Origin of the sequence: Pseudomonas shirazensis, from assembly GCF_050496565.1 — a bacterium.
In the GTDB taxonomy this organism is placed as follows: domain Bacteria; phylum Pseudomonadota; class Gammaproteobacteria; order Pseudomonadales; family Pseudomonadaceae; genus Aquipseudomonas; species Aquipseudomonas shirazensis_A.
The window spans coordinates 66,697-85,410 of sequence record NZ_JBNWAE010000015.1 but is presented as its reverse complement, the minus strand read 5'-3'; the positions used below and the strand labels follow the sequence as shown (position 1 = coordinate 85,410).

Below are 18,714 nucleotides of genomic sequence, written 5' to 3'. Positions count from 1 at the left end.
GCGCGGCGCGCCCCGTCGCTCGGTCAGGGCAAGCGGTTCTGATTCTGTGTCTTGAGCAGATCGCGAATCTCGGTCAACAGGGTCTCCTGCGGGGTTGGCACCGGTGGCGTGGTTGGCGCCACAGCTTCTTCGCGCTTGAGGCGGTTAATTGCTTTGACGCCCATGAAGATGGCGAATGCAACGATGACGAAGTCAATGACGGTCTGAATGAACTTGCCGTACGCCAGCACCACGGCCGGGATATCGCCTTCGGCGGCTTTCAAGGTAATCGCCAGGTCACTGAAGTCGACGCCACCGATCAGCAGGCCCAGCGGCGGCATCACCACGTCGCCAACAAAAGACGAAACGATTTTGCCGAAGGCGGCGCCGATGATGATACCGACCGCCATATCGACAACATTGCCTTTTACGGCAAATGCCTTGAATTCACTGATCATGCCCATGGTGTATTCCTTGTAACAAATTGAGAAGTAAAACGCAGTGTAAGCCACGAAAACGCATCATGCGTGACGCGGCAGTGACTGAGGTTAGTAAGTGACTGTGGTTGGATCGAATAGTTTTGTCGCATCCCGCGGCGTTCGAGACACGTCTGGCTCGGCTATCATGGTCACTTTTTCCAGGAGACTGCCCCCATGGCCAAGGCCAAGCGCTTGTATGGCTGCACCGAGTGCGGCGCGACCTTTCCCAAATGGGCGGGCCAGTGCGGCGAGTGCGGCGCCTGGAACACCCTGGTCGAGAGCATGATCGAGAGCGGCGGTGCTGCGGCGCCGAGCGGGCGTGCAGGCTGGACCGGGCAGCAAGCCCAGCTGAAAACCCTCGCCGAAGTCAGCGTCGAGGAAATCCCCCGCTTCAGCACCAGCAGTGGCGAGCTGGACCGGGTGCTCGGTGGTGGTCTGGTCGATGGCTCGGTGGTGTTGATCGGTGGTGACCCCGGTATCGGCAAATCGACCATCCTGTTGCAGACCCTGTGCCATATGGCCGCAGCGATGCCGGCACTGTATGTCACCGGCGAAGAGTCGCAGCAGCAGGTAGCGATGCGCTCGCGGCGCCTGGGCCTGCCGCAGGACAAGCTCAAGGTCATGACCGAAACCTGCATCGAGACCATCATCGCCACCGCTCGCGTCGAGCAGCCGCGGGTCATGGTCATCGACTCGATCCAGACCATCTTCACCGAACAGCTGCAATCCGCACCCGGCGGGGTCGCCCAGGTGCGCGAGAGTACGGCATTGCTGGTGCGTTACGCCAAGCAGAGCGGCACGGCGATCTTCCTCGTCGGTCACGTGACCAAGGAAGGCTCGCTGGCCGGGCCGCGGGTGCTCGAGCACATGGTCGACACCGTGCTGTATTTCGAGGGCGAGTCCGATGGCCGCCTGCGCTTGCTGCGTGCGGTGAAAAACCGCTTTGGCGCGGTCAACGAACTGGGCGTGTTCGGCATGACCGATCGTGGTTTGAAAGAGGTCTCCAACCCGTCGGCGATCTTCCTCAATCGCACTCAGGAAGAAGTCCCCGGCAGTGTGGTCATGGCCACCTGGGAAGGCACTCGGCCGATGCTGGTCGAGGTGCAGGCGCTGGTCGACGACAGCCACCTGGCCAACCCGCGCCGGGTCACCCTGGGCCTGGACCAGAACCGCCTGGCCATGCTCCTGGCCGTGTTGCACCGGCACGGCGGCATCCCGACCCACGATCAGGACGTGTTCCTCAACGTGGTCGGCGGGGTCAAGGTACTGGAGACGGCCTCTGACCTGGCGCTGTTGGCCGCGGTGATGTCAAGCTTGCGCAATCGGCCACTGGCCCATGACCTGCTGGTGTTCGGTGAAATCGGCCTGTCTGGCGAGGTACGGCCGGTGCCCAGCGGTCAGGAGCGCTTGAAGGAAGCCGCCAAGCATGGCTTCAAGCGTGCCATCGTGCCCAAGGGCAATGCGCCCAAGGAATCGCCGCCGGGGCTGCAGGTGATTGCCGTGACCCGGCTTGAGCAGGCTCTCGACGCGCTGTTCGAGTAACCAGGCAAAACCGCCGCATAAAAAAGGGGAGCCGACGATGCGCGTCGGCTCCCCTTTTTACTGCTCGGTCAGGCGTCAGTGTTCGGCCACCGCGTTGCGCCGTCGCGCCTCGCCGTCCTGCTCACCGCCCTCTTGCAGCGGCACCTCGTTGCCTTCGGCGTCGAACAGCTTGCCCTCCTTGAAGTAGTCGCCATCACGCAGGGCGGAGATGTCCGAGTACTGGATGGTGCGCTCGTAGGCTGCGGCGAACACCGACTGGTTCTCCGAGTTGCCGGTGGTGAAGTGGTTGAACATCAGGTTGAGCAGAATCGCCATGATCGCCGCCGAGCTGATGCCGGAGTGGAAGATGGTCTCGAACCAGTTGGGGAAGTGGTGGTAGAAGTTCGGTGCGGCAATCGGGATCATGCCAAAGCCCAGCGAAGCGGCGACGATGATCAGGTTGACGTTGTTCTTGTAGCTGACCTTGGACAAGGTGCGGATACCGCTCGCAGCCACGGTGCCGAACAGCACGATGCCAGCACCGCCAAGTACTGGCGTCGGCACTGCCGCAATCACCCGGCCCATCACCGGCAGCAGGCCCAGTACCACCAGGATCAACCCGCCAGTGGCCACTACATAGCGGCTCTTGACCCCGGTCACGGCTACCAGGCCAACGTTCTGGGCGAAAGCGCTCTGGGTGAAGGAGCCAAAGATCGGTGCCAGGATGCTGGATGCCATGTCGGCACGCAGGCCGTCGCCCAGGCGCTTGGAGTCGACCTTGGTGTCGATGATCTCACCGACCGCCAGAATGTCTGCCGAGGTTTCCACCAGGGTCACCATGATCACGATGCACATCGACAGGATCGCGGCGATATGGAAGGTCGGCATGCCGAAGTGGAACGGCGAGGGCATGGCGAACATCGGGCCTTCGGCGACCTTGCTGAAATCGGCCATGCCCAGTGACCAGGCGATCAACGTGCCGACCACCATCGCCAGCAGGATCGACAGTCGCGAGATGGTCGCGCTGCCGAGTTTGCTCAGCACCAGCACGATGGCGAAGGTCAGCGCGGCCAGGCCGATGTTGGCCATGCTGCCGAACTCCGGCGAGGCACTGTTGCCGCCCATGACCCAGCGCGCCGCAACCGGCATCAGGGTCAGGCCGATGGTGGTGATGACGATGCCCGTCACCAGCGGCGGGAAGTACTTGGTGATCCGCGAGAACACCGGCGTGATCAAAAAGCCGAGCACCGAGGCCGCCATGACTGCGCCGAGCACCCCCGGCAGGCCACCGCCACCTTCACTGCTGAGGATTGCGCCCATGGTCGCCACACCGGCGAAGGACACACCTTGAACCAGCGGCAGCTGGCAGCCGAAAAACGGTAAACCAAGTGTTTGCAGCAAGGTCGCCAGGCCACCGGCAAACAGTGACGCGGCGATCAACAGACCGATCTCGGCGGGGTTCAGGCCCGCTGCCTGGCCCAGGATCAGCGGGACCGCAACGATCCCGCCATACATGGTCAGCACATGCTGCAGACCGTAGGCCAGGTTGGCGCCGAGGCCGAGGTTTTCGTCCTCGGGACGTTGGGCCGCAGGTATTCCAGGGGGCGTCGTCATGGAGCAGGCTCTCTGTTTATTGTTGTGGGGCTACTGTAGACACTTCCTACAAAGGATGGCCACAAAAATTGTATACAATATTTTGATTGGAGCGCGCACAAGAGTGCTCGTAAACAGCGTGTTTGCTGAATGCAGAAAGCGTTCCAACAGAGCGCGAGCGTGTTTATAAAGTTGTGTACAAGTCCCCAGACCGCTTGCAAGAAGCTGTCTGGGTAGACAGGAAACACATTGGGGAGGGGAGGTTAGCTAGCTAACAGATAGCATTATTCGATGAGTTCGCGCAGCTCGCGCATCATTTCAGTGCGATCAGCCAGGTTCAATTCCACAAGACGGTGCAGATGGCTCATCGAGTCGAGGTCGATGTACAGGCAGACGAAGCCCAGTTTGCTGGCTTCTTCATGGCGCAGCTCGACCAGCATTTCCAGTTGCACCTCGGGGCTGAGGTGTACCGTCGCTTCAAAATCCTGCGTGGCATCCGGCTCCCAACGCTCGGGGCGACTGACCAGAATGCCCTTGAGGGAGATATCCAGCAGCTTTACCTGCCATTTTTGCGAGCCCTGGCGCAGTTCTGCGGTGGCATCGAAAGCTATTCGCTGGAAACGCCGACGTTCGTCGTGATCGCTCATGGTCAAAGCCCTCTGCAAGACATCCTGACTATAGTTGAAGGTATGGGCGTATGTGCTTGCGCAATCGGGCGGCAAAGGCTCTAGAACAAAGCAAATGTGGCAATGCGCCTTGACTGGCCCTAGACTCGCTTGGCGGTCTTTCCAATCCACCAGCTGGAAGTAAACCATGAACAACAATAATAGCCTGCTACGCCACATTCCGTGGCTGGTGTTGGCAGTACTGGGAGCCTGTGCGCTGGGTGTTGTTGCCCTGCGTCGCGGCGAGGCAGTCAACGCCTTGTGGATTGTGGTGGCGGCAGTGGCCTTGTATCTGGTCGCCTATCGCTACTACAGCCTGTTCATCGCCACCAAGGTGATGCAGCTCGACTCGCGTCGGGCTACCCCTGCGGTACTCAACAACGATGGTCTGGACTATGTTCCGACCAACAAGCACATCCTCTTCGGTCACCACTTCGCCGCCATCGCTGGCGCGGGGCCGCTGGTCGGTCCGGTGCTTGCCGCGCAGATGGGTTACTTGCCCGGTACGCTGTGGCTGATTGCCGGTGTGGTTCTGGCAGGTGCCGTTCAGGACTTCATGGTCCTGTTCATGTCCACCCGCCGCAATGGCCGCTCGCTGGGTGACATGGTCCGTGAAGAAATGGGCCGGATCCCGGGCACCATCGCCCTGTTCGGCTGCTTCCTGATCATGATCATCATCCTCGCGGTGCTGGCGCTGATCGTGGTCAAGGCCCTGGCTGAAAGCCCTTGGGGCATGTTCACGGTGATGGCGACCATCCCGATCGCGATGTTCATGGGCATCTATATGCGCTACATCCGTCCGGGGCGGATCGGCGAGATCTCGATCATCGGTGTGGTCCTGCTGCTGCTGTCGATCTGGATCGGTGGCCTGGTGGCTGCCGACCCGGTCTGGGGCCCGGCGTTCACCTTCACCGGTGTGCAGATCACCTGGATGCTGGTGGGCTATGGCTTCGTTGCCGCCGTACTGCCGGTGTGGCTGGTACTGGCGCCGCGTGACTATCTGTCGACCTTCCTCAAGATCGGTACCATCGTCGCCTTGGCGCTGGGCATCCTGATCCTAGCGCCTGAACTGAAGATGCCTGCGCTGACCCAGTTCACCGACGGCACTGGCCCGGTCTGGAAGGGCACGCTGTTCCCGTTCCTGTTCATCACCATCGCCTGCGGCGCGGTGTCCGGTTTCCATGCCTTGATCTCTTCGGGCACCACGCCCAAGCTGCTCGACAACGAAACCAACGCCCGTTACATCGGTTACGGCGGCATGCTGATGGAGTCGTTCGTGGCAATCATGGCCATGGTCGCTGCTTCGGTGATCGAGCCAGGTGTGTACTTCGCCATGAACAGCCCGGCAGCAGTGGTCGGCTCCGACGTGGTAAGCGTTGCGCAGACGGTCAGCAGCTGGGGCTTCCTGATCACCCCTGAGCAACTTGAAGCGGTTGCCCGCGACATTGGCGAGCACACCATTCTGGCCCGTGCCGGTGGTGCGCCAACGCTGGCAGTCGGTATCGCGCAGATCCTGCACCAGGTATTGCCGGGTGAAAACACCATGGCCTTCTGGTACCACTTTGCGATTCTGTTCGAGGCGCTGTTCATCCTCACCGCAGTGGACGCCGGTACCCGTGCCGGCCGCTTCATGCTGCAAGACCTGCTCGGCAGCTTCGTGCCTGCCCTCAAACGTACCGAGTCGTGGGGCGCCAACCTGCTTGCCACCGCTGGCTGCGTGGCGATGTGGGGTTACCTGCTGTATCAAGGCGTGATCGATCCGCTGGGTGGCATCAACACCTTGTGGCCGCTGTTCGGTATCTCCAACCAGATGCTGGCCGGTATCGCGCTGATGCTCGGCACCGTGGTACTGATCAAGATGAAGCGCCAGCGCTACATGTGGGTCACCCTGGTACCAGCAGTATGGCTGCTGATCTGCACCACTACCGCAGGCTTCATCAAGCTGTTCGATCCGAACCCGGCTGTTGGCTTCCTGGCACTGGCGAACAAGTACAGCGTCGCGCTGGACGCCGGTCAGGTGCTGGCCCCGGCCAAGGACGTTGGCCAGATGCAGCACGTGATCTTCAACGCCTATACCAACGCTGGCTTGACCATCCTGTTCCTGGTGGTGGTGTTCAGCATCCTGTTCTTCGCCCTCAGAGTCGGTTACTCGGCACTGGGTCGCAAAGAGCGCAGCGATAAAGAAACCCCGTTCCAGGCGCTGCCTGACGCGTAAACGAGAGGACTGCAGCCATGTTCAACGACCTGGGTCGCCTGGGTAAGTACCTGGGGCAAGCTGCCCGGCTGATGGTCGGCATGCCCGACTACGACAATTACGTCGAGCACATGCAGGGCAAGCACCCGGACAAGCCGATGATGAGCTACGAGGAGTTCTTCCGCGAGCGACAGGAAGCTCGTTACGGCGGCAAGTCCGGGCCCAAGTGCTGTTGAACCAGCGGCAAGTGTGATCGAGTGGGAGCCCGGGCAACCGGGCTCCCACTTTCATTTATGGCCAAAGGAGATGTCTGCGTGCAAACGCCTATTCCTGTAACGGTCCTCACCGGCTTTCTCGGTGCGGGCAAGACCACCCTGCTCAAGCACATGCTCAAGGCCGAGCATGGCCTGAAGATCGCCGTGATCGAAAACGAATTCAGCGAGGCCGGCATCGACAGCCAGCTGCTCGGTGACGAGCCGGTGCAGGTCATGACCCTGGCCAACGGTTGCGTGTGCTGCACCATCCACACCGACCTGACCAAAGCCCTCTACCTGCTGCTGGAGCGGCTGGATGCCGGCGACATCGCGTTTGACCGGTTGGTGATCGAATGCACCGGTCTTGCTGACCCGGCACCGGTTGCGCAGACCTTCTTCATCGATGAAGAGCTGCGCGATCGCTACATCCTCGACGGCATCATTACCCTGGTCGACGCCGCCCACGCCGACGTGCACCTGACCCAGGCGATTGCCCAGGCCCAGGTCGGCTTTGCCGACCGCTTGCTGCTGAGCAAGACCGATCTGGTCACGGCAGAGGCTGTCGAGGCCTTGCAGGAGCGCCTGGCGCGGATTAACGGCCGTGCGGCGATTCGCATCGTCGAGCAGGGCCGCATCGACCTGGCTGAGTTGCTCGATGTGCGTGGCTTCAATCTCAATCCTGACCTGGGCGCGAGTATCACCCGCAGCCTGCGCCCGGTGCTCAAGCCGGCGACCCCGGATCGCATCTCGACGCTGGTGTTGCGTACCAGCACTGCGCTGGATATCGATCGCCTCAGCGAGTTCATGAACCAGCTGCTGGAAAGCCACGGCAAGCAGTTGCTGCGCTACAAAGGCGTGCTCAACATCGCCGGGGATGAGCGCCGCTTGGTGTTCCAGGGTGTGTTGAAGTTGTACGGCTTCGACTGGGACAGCGAATGGAAGGCCGACGAGGTGCGTGAGAGTGTGATGGTGTTCGTTGGCGATGAACTGCCCGAAGACGAGATTCGTGCAGGCTTTGCCGCGCTGAGCTGAGCTCTATCACGACCCAGGATCGCGATGGACTAGCTGATCATGCGCGGTCCCTGTAGGAGCGGCCTTGCCGGGGCGCCGGACCGGTCGCGAAAGGCCAGCAAAGCTGGCCCGGCGATATCAGCGGCGAAGCTGAAAATGTGGGGCCGCTGCGCGACCCTTTCGCGACACAAGGCCGCTCCTACAAGGGCCGCAGTGCAGCAGATAAAAAAAAGGCCACTGCATGTGCAGTGGCCAATCTGGACGTTAGATCAAGGAGCTTCAAAATCAACGTCGTCGAGCATGGCCGGCACGCAGGGCGGGGGAGTGCGCTGCGTGCTGGCCAGTGACGTCAGCATAAGCCGCTGTTGCTGCAGGAAAAATAGCCCCAGGCGACATTCACCTTTACGCGCTGAGTAAGAGTCGCTGCTCAGGCCGCGTAGCCCATCCGCCAACTGATATCACGGGTGGCAGCCAGCAACTGCCGCGCCGCCGGGCCATGCTCATCGGCATGGAAAATCGAGGTCGGCCCAACCACGGTCATCACCGCAACGATGTGTCCCATGGCATTGAAGATCGGCGCCGACAGTGCATCGACGCCAGGCATCAACAGCCCATGTACATGGTGCAGCCCCTGCTCGCGAATCCCTGTCAGCAGCGGTTGGTAGGCGTCGAATGTCTGCGCCATTGCGGCAAGCTCACGTTCACGCAGGTCAACCGTCTCGCGCTCGGGTAAGTGCGCCGCGAACACCAGCCCGGTCGATGAACTCAGCAGCGGCAGCACCGAGCCGATCTGCGTCACCACGGTAACGGCGCGCACCGCCGGCTCGATACTGACCACGGTCGCGCCCTGATTACCCCAAACGGCAATGAAGCAGCTCTCATTGAGCGCGTCGCGCAATGCCGACAGCGGCAGCGCCGCCACCTTGAGCACATCGATACTGCCCAGCGCCGCCATGCCCACCCGCAACGCTTCGCGGCCCAGGCCGTAGTGGTTGGTGGCACGATCCTGCTCGGCGAAACCGCTGGCAATCAGCGCCTGCAAATAGCGATGCACCTTGCTCGCCGGCATGCCGACATGCTCGGCCAGGCGCGACAGCGAGGTCGACGGCGAAAGCTCGGCAAGGGCCTTGAGGATATCGGTGCCGACTTCCGCCGAGCGGACCTTTTGCTTGCCGGTGTCGGCAGGGGTGCTGGCTTTGGACATGGGGAAAGGAATCCACATTGACAGATGGCGACTTTATAACTTGACGACGGGCGGCGAGCAAATTACGTTATTCGTAATCTGATTACGACAATAACAATGCAGACGCGCTGCCAGCCACCGTGATACGGCCCGGTTCAGCCCAGCAGCCCCTGCCAGCATGGCTCTCGGTGAGCCTGGAGGCACAGATGACCCGCGACACCGCCCTCGACTACCTCAGCGGCTTTGGCAACGAGTTTGCCAGTGAAGCGCTGCCTGGCGCCCTGCCGGTCGGGCAGAACTCACCCCAGCGTGCGCCTTATGGCCTGTACGCCGAATTGCTCTCGGGCACCGCGTTCACCATGGCCCGCAGCGAATTGCGGCGCACCTGGCTGTACCGCATTCGCCCGTCGGCGCTGCATCCGCGCTTCGAGCGTCTGGCGCGCCAACCGCTGGCGGCGCCACTGGGTGCGGTGACGCCCAACCGCTTGCGCTGGAACCCGCAGCCGCTACCGACCGAAGCCACTGATTTCATCGAAGGCTGGCGGCCGATGGTTGCCAACGCCGCGGCGGACAAACCATCCGGCGTCAGCATCTATATCTACAGCGCCAACCGCTCGATGCAGCGGGTGTTCTTCAATGCCGATGGCGAGCTGCTGCTGGTGCCTGAGCAAGGCCGCCTGCGTATCGCCACCGAGCTGGGTGTACTCGACGTCGAGCCGCTGGAAATCGCCGTGATCCCACGCGGCATGAAGTTTCGCGTCGAGCTGCTCGACGGTCAGGCGCGTGGCTATCTGGCTGAAAACCACGGCGCGCCGCTGCGCCTGCCCGACCTTGGCCCGATCGGCAGCAACGGCCTGGCCAACCCGCGTGATTTCCTCACCCCCGTGGCGCATTACGAAGACAGCAGCGGCCCGGTCCAGCTGGTGCAGAAGTTTCTCGGTGAGCACTGGGCCTGTGAACTGCAGCATTCGCCGCTGGATGTGGTCGCCTGGCATGGCAGCAACGTCCCGTACAAATACGACCTGCGCCGTTTCAACACCTTGGGGACGGTCAGCTTCGACCACCCGGACCCATCGATTTTCACTGTGCTGACCTCACCGAGCAGCGTCCACGGCCTGGCCAACATGGACTTCGTGATCTTCCCGCCACGCTGGATGGTTGCCGAGAACACCTTCCGCCCGCCGTGGTTCCACCGCAACCTGATGAACGAGTTCATGGGCCTGATCCAGGGCGCCTACGACGCCAAGGCCGACGGTTTCCTGCCCGGCGGCGCGTCGCTGCATGGGGTGATGAGCGCCCATGGACCGGATGCCGAGACTTGCCACAAGGCCATCAATGGCGAGCTGGCACCGCACAAGATCGACAACACCATGGCCTTCATGTTCGAGACCAGCCAGGTCCTGCGCCCGAGCCAGAGTGCGCTTGAATGCCCGCAATTGCAGGCCGACTACGACAGCTGCTGGGCCACCTTGCCGAGCACCTTCAACCCGAATCGGAGATAACCCATGAACCACACCGCGACTGCCCGTAGCTGGGTCGAACAGGCCAACGGCCACAGTGACTTCCCGCTGCAGAACCTCCCATTGGGGATCTTCAGCCGGCCGGGTGAAGCACAGCGCTGTGGCGTGGCCATCGGCGATTCGATTCTCGACCTGCAGGCCGTGCTTGCCGCCGGCCTGTTCGAGGGTGAAGCCAAAACTGCGGTCGAAGCCACCGCCGACGGCACGCTGAATGCCTATTTCGACCTTGGCCGCTCGGCCCGGGTTGCGTTGCGCCAGCGTTTGCTGGAACTGCTGGGTAAGCACAGCGAACATCAGGCTGCACTGCAAGCGGCGCTGTACCCCGCCAGCGACTGCCAGATGCACCTGCCGGCCAAGGTGGGCGACTACACCGACTTCTATGTCGGCATCGAGCACGCGAAGAACGTCGGCAAGCTGTTCCGCCCGGACAGCCCGCTGCTGCCCAACTACAAATACGTGCCCATCGGCTACCACGGCCGCGCCTCGACCTTGCGCCCGTCGGGCACCGACGTGCGTCGGCCGAAAGGGCAGACCTTGCCTGCGGGCCAGACCGAGCCAAGCTTTGGCCCCTGCGCCCGGCTCGACTTCGAGCTGGAGCTAGGCATCTGGATTGGCCAGGGCAATGACATTGGGCAAGCGATCCCGATTGGCGATGCGGCCGAGCATGTTGCTGGTTATTGCCTGCTCAACGACTGGTCGGCGCGCGATATTCAGGCGTGGGAATACCAGCCGCTGGGGCCGTTCCTGTCGAAGAGCTTCATTACCACGCTGTCGCCGTGGGTAGTCACTGCCGAGGCGCTGGAGCCGTTCCGCTGCGCTCAGCCAGCGCGTCCCGAGGGTGATCCGCAGCCACTGTCGTATCTGCTCGATGCACGCGATCAGGCTAACGGCGCGCTCGACATCGAACTGGAAGTGCTGCTGATCACCGAAGGCCTGCGCGAACAAGGCTTGCCGCCTCACCGCCTGAGTCTGAGTAACACCCTGAGCATGTACTGGACCGTGGCGCAGATGGTTGCCCACCACAGCGTCAACGGCTGCCAGCTGCAAGCAGGCGACCTGTTCGGCTCGGGGACGTTGTCTGGCGCGCAGCCAGGGTCATTTGGCAGCCTGCTGGAGATGACGGATGGCGGCAAGCAGGTGATCGAACTGGCCAGCGGCGAGGTGCGCAAGTTCCTCGAAGACGGCGACGAGATCATCCTGCGTGCTCGCTGCAAGCGCGACGGCGCGGTCAGCATCGGCTTCGGCGAGTGCCGCGGCAAAGTCATCGCGGCCAACTGAGGGGGCGGGCCATGCGGCTGTTCGGCTATTACCGTTCGACCTCGTCCTATCGGGTTCGGATTGCCCTGGCGTTGAAGGGCCTCGCGTTCGACACCGTGCCGGTCAACCTGCTCAAGGGCGAGCAGCGCGGCGATGGCTACCTGGCGCTCAATCCGCAGGGCAGGGTGCCGGCGCTGGGCTGCGACAGCGGCAGTGTGCTGGTGCAATCGGCGGCGATCATCGAGTACCTGGAGGAGGTTTATCCACAGCCGCCGCTGTTGCCTGCCGAGGCTGAGGCGCGGGCGAAGGCACGGGGGGTAGCGGCGATCATCGGTTGTGATGTGCACCCGCTGCACAACGTCAGCGTGCTCAATCAATTGCGTCAGCTGGGGCTGGACGAGGTGCAGGTCAATCAATGGATTGCCCAATGGATTGGCCAAGGTCTGGCAGCGGTGGAGCAGTTGATCGATGATCAGGGCTTCTGCTTTGGCCCGGCGCCGAGTTTGGCTGATGCCTACCTGCTGCCACAGCTGTATGCGGCCGAGCGGTTCAGTGTCGATCTGAGCCGCTACCCGCGGATCAACCGAGTGGCAGCGCTGGCTGCGCAGCATCCGGCGTTTATCCAGGCGCATCCATCACGTCAGCCTGATACCCCGCCTCAGTGAATCGATGGGCTGCTGGCCGGCAGGTGGCCCAGACGTTCGCTCAACTTCAGGCGCTGCGCCGGGTCTTCGCTGAGCAACAATGCCCGTTCCAGGTCGAAGCGTTCGGCCTGCGGGCAATCCAGGCGCTGGTACAGCGTGGCTCGCGCCAGGTAGTCGCTGACCAGCACCGGCCCCAGCTGCATGACCCGTTCGGCGTCGATCAATGCGGCCAGGTCATTGTCGTTGCTGATATGCAGCTGGCGCAGGTTGCGTGACAGCCGCTGCAGCATCTGCAACGGGCTGGCCACCTGCACATGTTCGGCCGTCAACGCTACCTGCGGGCCGAACTGACGGGCCAGTAGCTGGCGGCACTCGGCCGGGTACAGACGGCGACCGCCGCAAGGGTCGAGTAAGTGATCCGCGCCAGGCACGCGCAGCAGAAAATGGCCAGGGAAGTTGACCCCTTCCAGCGGGATCGACAAACGCCGCGCCAGCTCCAGAGCGAGGATTGCCAGCGCCAGTGGCTGGCCACGGCGGCGCTGCAACACTTTGTCCATCAGTGCCGCGTGGGCACGCAGAGGCAGCATTTCGTCTTGCTGGAAGCCCAGCGTATTGAGCTGGCGCAACAGCGGCTGGGCCAGCTCACTGAGCGGCAACATCGGCAGGCTGGCATTTATCTGCTGCTGCAGCTCGCGCACCTGGGCGAGGGCCTGGGCGGGCACGACGCTGGGGTCGTGCTCGGCGGCAATCCACAAGGTTGCTTCCAGCAGGTCGACGGGCGCGCGTTCCAGGCACGCCAGGCAGGCTTTACGTGGGTTCATCAGACTCTCCCCCGACACGCTTGAGTATTAGCTCTGACAGCGTGGTTCGTCCAGTGGTCCGACCAGCCTGCGCCGTGCATCGCGCTGCCTATACTGTCAGGAGCACCTCGCTGGAGGCGGTCGATGTTCGCGCTCATGCAAAGCACCCGCACGCAGTCACTGCACCTGTTCGTCGATCCCCCCAGCGGCCTCAGAGCCGTAGTGGCGATCCATAACGAGCAGTTGGGCCCCGCCATGGGCGGCTGTCGCTACCTGGCCTATGCCGATGACGAAAGCGCCATCACCGACGCCATTCGTCTGGCTCAGGGCATGAGCTACAAGGCTGCACTGGCAGGCCTGGCACAGGGCGGTGGCAATGCGGTGATCATGCGCGGCGCCCATGTGGAAAACCGCGCAGCACTGTTCGAGGCGTTTGGTCGTGCGCTCGACAGCTTGAACGGGCGCTTCATCACTGCCATCGACAGTGGCACCTCAACCCTGGACATGGACTGTATCGCCCAGAGCACTGCCCACGTCACCAGCACCACCGCTTCGGGAGACCCCTCCGCACATGCTGCCATCGGCGTATTCGCGGGTATCCGGGCCACGGCGATGGCACGGTTGGGCACCGATAATCTGGAAGGTTTGCGGATTGCCGTGCAGGGCTTGGGCAATGTCGGCTTTGCGCTGGCCGAGCAACTGCACGCGGCGGGCGCGGAACTGTTGGTCAGCGATCTAGACGCGGGCAAGGTGCGTTTGGCGGTGGAGCAATTCAATGCCCAGCCAGTGGCCAATGATGCGCTGGTCAGCACCCCATGCGACATCTTCGCACCTTGTGGTGTGGGCCAGATACTCAGTGGCCAAAGCGTCACGCAATTACGCTGCGCTGCCGTGGCGGGGGCTGCCAACAACCAGCTGACTACCCTGCAGGTGGCTGATCATCTGGAACAGCGAGGGATACTCTATGCGCCGGATTACGTCATCAATGCCGGTGGCTTGATCTACGTGGCGCTGACTCACCGGGGCGAGAGCCTCAGCACCATTACTGCGCATCTGGCCCGGATTCCGTCACGCCTGACCGAAGTGTTCGGCCATGCCCAGGCGGAAAAACGCTCGCCAGCGCGGGTGGCGCAGATGCTGGCGGAGCGCTTGCTGTATGGCTGACGGCAGTTATTCTGCCGAGCTGCCCTCAAGCAACTCGGCCAAGGCATCGGGCTGGCTCTTGAACGCTCGGGCGAATACATCGCGATTTTTCGCCATGTAGATGCCGGCTTCCTCGACCTGTTGTTCGGTCAGCGATGGCACCGCTTTTTGCAGCACATCAGCCAGGCGCTCGGCCAGCTCGAGCATCTTGTCATGACGATCCGCTTCGGCTTTATCCATGAACAACTGCTCCGGGTCGCGACTGCTGCGGTATACCACTTCGACGGCCATTCATCACCTCTGTGCCTTTATAGCGGGTTATGCAAATAATTTACTGTATGGGTGTACAGTACTCGCATAGGCCACCCCAGCGCAACCCGATAGTGGCCATTTATCTGCACGAAAGCGTAGCCCATAGGTGCCTTGCGGCAATCGGTCGCCTTCCAACCCTCGTGTCTGGCCTTTTAACTGCATGGCACAAGCGTCACACAGGTGGCGCACCATCCTTCAGTCGTATCGGGGAATCGAGCATCGTGAACATCAAATGGGCAGAAAAAATGCGCAAGGGCCTGCACGGCTCTGCCGACTCGCTGGGCAACCTGTGCGTCGAGGGGTTTCACTACCTGGCGTTGTTCGGTATTGGCGGGATTACCGCGTGGGCGGCGGTCGAGGCGTTTCTGGACATGCTCAACAAGGGCGGGGTCAGCGTCGATGACATCCTGCTGCTGTTCATTTACCTGGAGCTGGGGGCAATGGTCGGGATCTATTTCAAGACCAACCACATGCCGATCCGCTTCCTGCTCTACGTTGCGATCACCGCTCTGACGCGCCTGCTGATCGGCGACGTGTCCCATCACAAGGCGCCGGACATCGGCCTGCTGTACCTGTGCGGCGGCATCTTGCTGTTGGCCTTCGCGATTTTGGTGGTGCGCTACGCATCTTATCGCTACCCCTCGAGCCGGGCGTTGGATGCCCATGGCAAGGAAGTCGACGAGGGCCGCTAGTGCTCAGTTGGCGAGTTGGCTGGCGGCGTGTCGTTGCTGGCCTGTGTCGCGGGTGAGGGCGGCGAGAACCTGCAGCGGGTTTTCGCCTTGTTCAATGGCCAGGCCCAGGCGGATGCTGTCGATGACCCGCTGCAGGCGCACCGGGTCGTTGCGTTGGGCCTGGCTGATCAAGCGCTTGGCGACGGCGCCGCTGTCGTCGGACAGGGTCAGCATGATGCTGCCGTCGAGGCGGGCGATGCTCAGGTTGACCCGATAGCGCGGGGCGAAAGCGTTGCTGATCTGATCGAATGGATTGTGCATGGTCGCGGATCTGCAGGTTAACTTGATGGGAAAGTTGACCGGGTATTTGCGCGATTGGTTCAGGGCCGTTGATCGGCGTTGGATGGTTTGGGGCCGCTTTGCGGCCCTTTCGCGACACAAGGCCGCTCCTACAGGGCACCGCGTCAAGCCCGAAGTCTTGCGCGGTCGTTGTAGGAGCGGCCTCGTGTCGCGAAAGGGCCGCAAAGCGGCCCCCAGATCTCACTAACGAAACAGCGCTAAGATCACTCCTCGACTTCTTCCTTCACTTCCAGCACCACACGTTTGCTGCGCAGCTTGCCGAACAGGTGATCCAGCGCATGGTCAAGTTTGGTCGTGGCACCCTCAACAGCCTGCTCCAGCGAAGCGGCCGTGTGGCTTACGGAAATCGGTTGATGGCCTTTGGGGCGAGCCTCCATCTGGCAACGTTTGTCATGCGGTCCGGGCTTGGCGCCATTGTCGTCGCGCAGGTGCACCTCGATGCGGGTGAGGTCGTCCTCGTAACGTTCAAGACTGCTCTCAAGCGTACTGCGTACCCACTCTTCCAGCCGGATGCTGCCGTCGATCTGGTTGCTGCTGTTGACTTGGATTTGCATGACTTCAATCCTTATTCAGCTTGCTCGCAAGAGTCGCCCAGGCCATTGAGGCCTGTGGAAATTTATCGCCTCTTGACTGTAAGGTCAGGCATCCGCGCGGCGATTTCAAGCCCTTTTCAAATATAAATTTTTTGAATTAAATCAGCGCTGGATGGACGCAGCCGAGCCCAGCATGATTCGGCCTGGGGCGCCGATGCGCCCCTCACCCCGTCAGAATTCGACCGAGGTCTGAACGTACAACGTGCGTGGTTCACCGACATATTTGCCGCGATTGTTATCGTCGAACGAGCGCGTGTAGTACTCGCGGTTGAACAGGTTCTTCACCCCCACAGCGAGCTTCAGATTCGACAACTGTGGGCCGAAGTCATAGCCGGCGCGGGTACTCACCAGCATGTAGCCGGGGATGCGGCCATTGGCGCCATTGGCGCTTTCGTCGCGAGTGTTGGCGTTGTCGGCGAACTGGCTGCTCTGGAAGCTGCTGTCCAGGTTCAACTGCCACGGGCCATCGGTATAACCCAGGCCGAGGGTGCCCTTGTGGCGTGACGAGAACGGCACCTGATTACCCTTGTTGGCGCCGTCTTCACGGATGGTCGCGTCGACGAACGCGTAGCCCAAGTGCACATCGAAACCACTCAATACCGGACTCAGTCCATCGAGCGCGTAACGCAGGTTGGTCTCGATGCCCTGATGGCGCGTTTCCCCGCGAGCGATGACTGAATCGTTGCTCTGGTTGCTCTCGTATTGGTTGTCGAAATTGATCAAGAATGCGCCGATCTCCGCCTGCAGGTCGCCATTGTCGTAGCGCGTGCCGACTTCCCAGGTGCGGGCTTTTTCCGGTTTCACCTCACCGCTGGTGACGCGATTGGGCATCTGGCTGTACTGCACGCTGCCGAACGAGCCTTCGGTGTTGGCATACAGATTCCAACTGTCGGTCAGGTGATAAAGCACGTTCAGGGCGGGCAGGGCGGTGTTGTAACTGCCCTGGTAACGCTGTCCGCTGATCTTGTTGCTCTGCTCGGAGTCGATCATCTCGTAGCGCACGCCCGGGGTGATGGTCCAGCGGCCGATATCGATACGGTCATCCAGGTAGAGCGCATGCGCTTCGGTGCTGCCGCGGGTGTCGCGGCCGAGGAAGCTGCTGCTGGTTGGCAGGTCGCCATTGACCGGTGCCTGGTAGCGCAACTCGTGGCCGGCTTCGTTGATGTAACGGTAGCCGACGCCGACTTCATGCCAGCTGTCGCCCAGGGCCAGGCCTTGCGAGAAGCGCGTTTCGATGCCGCGCACCCAGTATTCGCGTGGCGACAGCGAGACGAAGTTGCCCTGGTCCAGATAACCGCTGCGCAGGGTCTTGGTGAAGAAGCTGTTGACGCTGACCTGACGATCATCCTGCTTGTAATCGTAACCGACGTTGACCAGCGTGCGCCGGCCCCAGAACTTGTCCTTGAGGCGGGTCGACTGATACGGATCGGCGTCGTAGGCGGCCTGGCTCAAGCCACCGGGCATTTCAGCTTCGCCTTCGTAATATTGCGCCATGGCGTGCAGGCTGTTGGCTTCGTCGAGCTGCAGCTTGCCCTTGAGCATCAGGTCGTCGATCTGCGTATCGCTGTGCTCGCGCCAGTCGCCGCCGCGGCTGCCGGAGTAGAGCAGGGCGCCACCCAGGCCATTGGCGTTGGTGCCGCCGACCAGCAGGTTGGCGCTGTTCTTGATGCCATCGTGGCTGGACGAAGGCGTCATCTGATTTTGCATGGCCGCCTTGAACGTGGCTTCTTGCGGGATCGCCCGGGTCACGAAGTTGACGATGCCGCCGACGTTCTGTGGCCCATAGCGCACCGCGCCGCCGCCGCGGACCACGTCTACCGCGTCCATGTTGCCCAGGCTCAGCGGCGCCAGCGACAACTGCGGCTGGCCATACGGGGCGAATGGCACCGGGATGCCGTCCATCAGTACGGTCGAGCGCGAAGCCAGGCGCGGGTTGAGGCCGCGGATGCCGAAGTTCAGCGCCAGGTCATGGCCGCCGGTGCCGCTGGTGTCCGGCGCATTGACCCCAGGGATGCGGTTGAGCACTTCACGCGGGCTGCTGGCGCCGCTGCGTTCGAACTGCTCGCGGCGGATCACATCACGTGCGCCGGGGTGGTCGAAGACATTGTCGGCCTGCGCTTCGGCCAGCCAGTCACCGACCACGGTGGACGCGCCCAGCTCGATGGGCGCGCTGCCCGCAGATACCGCAACAGGCTGCAGGCTGAAGGCATTGGTTCCTTCCTGACGAGCCTGCAGACCGCTACCGCGCAGCAGTGCTTCCAGACCCTGATCAAGTGCGTACTCGCCTTGCAGGCCCGGGCTCTGCAGGCCTTGGGTGAGCTGCGAGCCATACGAAATCAACGCACCGCTCTCGCGGCCAAACTGGTTCAGCGCCTGCTCCAGCGAGCCGGCGGCGATATGGTACTCGGCGGCCAGCACGGCAGGCGCGGCGAGGCTGAAGGTGGAAGCAAGCAACAGGGCGAGAGAGCTGGGACGCAACAGCATGAGCGGGTCCTTGAGAGGGGGTCTGCCTTATCTGTCACGCGAGCTTGCAGA

Annotated in this window: 18 protein-coding genes; 9 read left to right on the top strand and 9 right to left on the bottom strand. The window is 62.2% G+C overall.

Features of this window, described 5'->3' with window-relative positions; all coding sequences use genetic code 11:
- Positions 1-23: 23 nt before the first annotated feature.
- Positions 24-443, bottom strand: coding sequence for a large-conductance mechanosensitive channel protein MscL (gene mscL, locus ACQZ2L_RS20170; RefSeq protein WP_103438552.1), 420 nt, complete (start codon positions 441-443; stop codon positions 24-26).
- A 189-nt stretch (positions 444-632) separates the two neighbouring features.
- Between mscL and radA the strand changes: the two genes are divergently transcribed.
- On the top strand, positions 633-2,000 hold the full coding sequence (radA, locus tag ACQZ2L_RS20165; RefSeq protein ID WP_101322090.1) for a DNA repair protein RadA: 1,368 nt from the start codon (positions 633-635) through the stop codon (positions 1,998-2,000).
- A gap of 75 nt (positions 2,001-2,075) precedes the next feature.
- Here the strand turns inward: radA and ACQZ2L_RS20160 are convergent, their stop codons facing one another.
- Together ACQZ2L_RS20160 and ACQZ2L_RS20155 are read right to left on the bottom strand one after the other, a co-directional pair.
- Positions 2,076-3,593, bottom strand: a complete 1,518-nt coding sequence (locus ACQZ2L_RS20160) for a nucleobase:cation symporter-2 family protein (protein WP_430327551.1) — start codon at positions 3,591-3,593, stop codon at positions 2,076-2,078.
- A 263-nt stretch (positions 3,594-3,856) separates the two neighbouring features.
- The gene (locus tag ACQZ2L_RS20155; protein WP_430327550.1) at positions 3,857-4,219 is read right to left on the bottom strand and encodes a PilZ domain-containing protein; all 363 of its coding nucleotides are present in this window, start codon (positions 4,217-4,219) and stop codon (positions 3,857-3,859) included.
- Positions 4,220-4,385: 166 nt separating this feature from the next.
- Here ACQZ2L_RS20155 and ACQZ2L_RS20150 point away from each other — a divergent pair, with 166 nt between their 5' ends.
- From ACQZ2L_RS20150 to yjiA, 3 genes are all read left to right on the top strand, one after another.
- On the top strand, positions 4,386-6,452 hold the full coding sequence (locus ACQZ2L_RS20150; RefSeq protein WP_101322087.1) for a carbon starvation CstA family protein: 2,067 nt from the start codon (positions 4,386-4,388) through the stop codon (positions 6,450-6,452).
- Positions 6,453-6,469: 17 nt separating this feature from the next.
- Positions 6,470-6,667, top strand: coding sequence for a YbdD/YjiX family protein (locus ACQZ2L_RS20145; RefSeq protein WP_101322086.1), 198 nt, complete (start codon positions 6,470-6,472; stop codon positions 6,665-6,667).
- 78 nt (positions 6,668-6,745) lie between these two features.
- A complete protein-coding gene (yjiA, locus tag ACQZ2L_RS20140) occupies positions 6,746-7,717 on the top strand; it encodes a GTPase (protein WP_430327549.1) in 972 nt (323 codons plus the stop codon).
- 406 nt (positions 7,718-8,123) lie between these two features.
- On the opposite strand, the gene ACQZ2L_RS20135 is transcribed toward yjiA, so the two are convergent.
- Positions 8,124-8,900 (bottom strand): IclR family transcriptional regulator, encoded by a 777-nt coding sequence (locus tag ACQZ2L_RS20135; protein WP_430327548.1) that lies wholly within the window; start codon positions 8,898-8,900, stop codon positions 8,124-8,126.
- 185 nt (positions 8,901-9,085) lie between these two features.
- Here ACQZ2L_RS20135 and hmgA point away from each other — a divergent pair, with 185 nt between their 5' ends.
- From hmgA to maiA, 3 genes are read left to right on the top strand one after another with little or no spacing between them, the layout of a single operon-like run.
- Positions 9,086-10,381, top strand: coding sequence for a homogentisate 1,2-dioxygenase (gene hmgA / locus ACQZ2L_RS20130; RefSeq protein ID WP_430327547.1), 1,296 nt, complete (start codon positions 9,086-9,088; stop codon positions 10,379-10,381).
- Positions 10,382-10,384: 3 nt separating this feature from the next.
- Positions 10,385-11,677 (top strand): fumarylacetoacetase, encoded by a 1,293-nt coding sequence (gene fahA / locus ACQZ2L_RS20125; protein ID WP_430327546.1) that lies wholly within the window; start codon positions 10,385-10,387, stop codon positions 11,675-11,677.
- Between the two features lie 11 nt (positions 11,678-11,688).
- A complete protein-coding gene (gene maiA / locus ACQZ2L_RS20120; protein WP_430327545.1) occupies positions 11,689-12,321 on the top strand; it encodes a maleylacetoacetate isomerase in 633 nt (210 codons plus the stop codon).
- Here maiA and ACQZ2L_RS20115 read toward each other — a convergent pair.
- On the bottom strand, positions 12,315-13,121 hold the full coding sequence (locus ACQZ2L_RS20115) for a SirB1 family protein (protein WP_430327544.1): 807 nt from the start codon (positions 13,119-13,121) through the stop codon (positions 12,315-12,317). The genes maiA and ACQZ2L_RS20115 overlap by 7 nt on opposite strands.
- A 123-nt stretch (positions 13,122-13,244) precedes the next feature.
- Here ACQZ2L_RS20115 and ACQZ2L_RS20110 point away from each other — a divergent pair, with 123 nt between their 5' ends.
- Positions 13,245-14,264 (top strand): Glu/Leu/Phe/Val dehydrogenase dimerization domain-containing protein, encoded by a 1,020-nt coding sequence (locus tag ACQZ2L_RS20110; protein ID WP_430327543.1) that lies wholly within the window; start codon positions 13,245-13,247, stop codon positions 14,262-14,264.
- 6 nt (positions 14,265-14,270) lie between these two features.
- Here ACQZ2L_RS20110 and ACQZ2L_RS20105 read toward each other — a convergent pair whose 3' ends face one another.
- Complete coding sequence (locus ACQZ2L_RS20105) at positions 14,271-14,534, bottom strand: YebG family protein (protein ID WP_430327542.1); 264 nt, start codon at positions 14,532-14,534, stop codon at positions 14,271-14,273.
- Between the two features lie 242 nt (positions 14,535-14,776).
- Here ACQZ2L_RS20105 and ACQZ2L_RS20100 point away from each other — a divergent pair, with 242 nt between their 5' ends.
- On the top strand, positions 14,777-15,247 hold the full coding sequence (locus tag ACQZ2L_RS20100) for a phosphate-starvation-inducible protein PsiE (RefSeq protein ID WP_430327541.1): 471 nt from the start codon (positions 14,777-14,779) through the stop codon (positions 15,245-15,247).
- 3 nt (positions 15,248-15,250) lie between these two features.
- Here the strand turns inward: ACQZ2L_RS20100 and ACQZ2L_RS20095 are convergent, their stop codons facing one another.
- The 3 genes from ACQZ2L_RS20095 to fecA all read right to left on the bottom strand — a co-directional run bounded on the left by ACQZ2L_RS20095 (position 15,251) and on the right by fecA (position 18,663).
- The gene (locus ACQZ2L_RS20095; protein WP_314876662.1) at positions 15,251-15,547 is read right to left on the bottom strand and encodes a DUF3509 domain-containing protein; all 297 of its coding nucleotides are present in this window, start codon (positions 15,545-15,547) and stop codon (positions 15,251-15,253) included.
- A 242-nt stretch (positions 15,548-15,789) separates the two neighbouring features.
- Positions 15,790-16,140: an HPF/RaiA family ribosome-associated protein gene (locus ACQZ2L_RS20090; protein WP_430327540.1), complete on the bottom strand. Its 351-nt coding sequence runs from the start codon at positions 16,138-16,140 to the stop codon at positions 15,790-15,792.
- A gap of 210 nt (positions 16,141-16,350) precedes the next feature.
- Positions 16,351-18,663, bottom strand: a complete 2,313-nt coding sequence (gene fecA / locus ACQZ2L_RS20085) for a TonB-dependent Fe(3+) dicitrate receptor FecA (RefSeq protein WP_430327539.1) — start codon at positions 18,661-18,663, stop codon at positions 16,351-16,353.
- Positions 18,664-18,714 lie beyond the last annotated feature (51 nt).

Bases quoted from the DNA above. Each gene is read 5' to 3' on its own strand.
- ACQZ2L_RS20090 (WP_430327540.1), bottom strand. From the start codon at position 16,140: ATGCAAATCCAAGTCAACAGCAGCAACCAGATCGACGGCAGCATCCGG.
- fecA (WP_430327539.1), bottom strand. From the start codon at position 18,663: ATGCTGTTGCGTCCCAGCTCTCTCGCCCTGTTGCTTGCTTCCACCTTC.
- ACQZ2L_RS20110 (WP_430327543.1), top strand. From the start codon at position 13,245: ATGTTCGCGCTCATGCAAAGCACCCGCACGCAGTCACTGCACCTGTTC.
- mscL (WP_103438552.1), bottom strand. From the start codon at position 443: ATGGGCATGATCAGTGAATTCAAGGCATTTGCCGTAAAAGGCAATGTT.
- ACQZ2L_RS20115 (WP_430327544.1), bottom strand. From the start codon at position 13,121: ATGAACCCACGTAAAGCCTGCCTGGCGTGCCTGGAACGCGCGCCCGTC.
- fahA (WP_430327546.1), top strand. From the start codon at position 10,385: ATGAACCACACCGCGACTGCCCGTAGCTGGGTCGAACAGGCCAACGGC.
- ACQZ2L_RS20160 (WP_430327551.1), bottom strand. From the start codon at position 3,593: ATGACGACGCCCCCTGGAATACCTGCGGCCCAACGTCCCGAGGACGAA.
- ACQZ2L_RS20145 (WP_101322086.1), top strand. From the start codon at position 6,470: ATGTTCAACGACCTGGGTCGCCTGGGTAAGTACCTGGGGCAAGCTGCC.
- ACQZ2L_RS20095 (WP_314876662.1), bottom strand. From the start codon at position 15,547: ATGCACAATCCATTCGATCAGATCAGCAACGCTTTCGCCCCGCGCTAT.
- ACQZ2L_RS20150 (WP_101322087.1), top strand. From the start codon at position 4,386: ATGAACAACAATAATAGCCTGCTACGCCACATTCCGTGGCTGGTGTTG.
- hmgA (WP_430327547.1), top strand. From the start codon at position 9,086: ATGACCCGCGACACCGCCCTCGACTACCTCAGCGGCTTTGGCAACGAG.
- radA (WP_101322090.1), top strand. From the start codon at position 633: ATGGCCAAGGCCAAGCGCTTGTATGGCTGCACCGAGTGCGGCGCGACC.
- ACQZ2L_RS20135 (WP_430327548.1), bottom strand. From the start codon at position 8,900: ATGTCCAAAGCCAGCACCCCTGCCGACACCGGCAAGCAAAAGGTCCGC.
- ACQZ2L_RS20155 (WP_430327550.1), bottom strand. From the start codon at position 4,219: ATGAGCGATCACGACGAACGTCGGCGTTTCCAGCGAATAGCTTTCGAT.
- ACQZ2L_RS20105 (WP_430327542.1), bottom strand. From the start codon at position 14,534: ATGGCCGTCGAAGTGGTATACCGCAGCAGTCGCGACCCGGAGCAGTTG.
- maiA (WP_430327545.1), top strand. From the start codon at position 11,689: ATGCGGCTGTTCGGCTATTACCGTTCGACCTCGTCCTATCGGGTTCGG.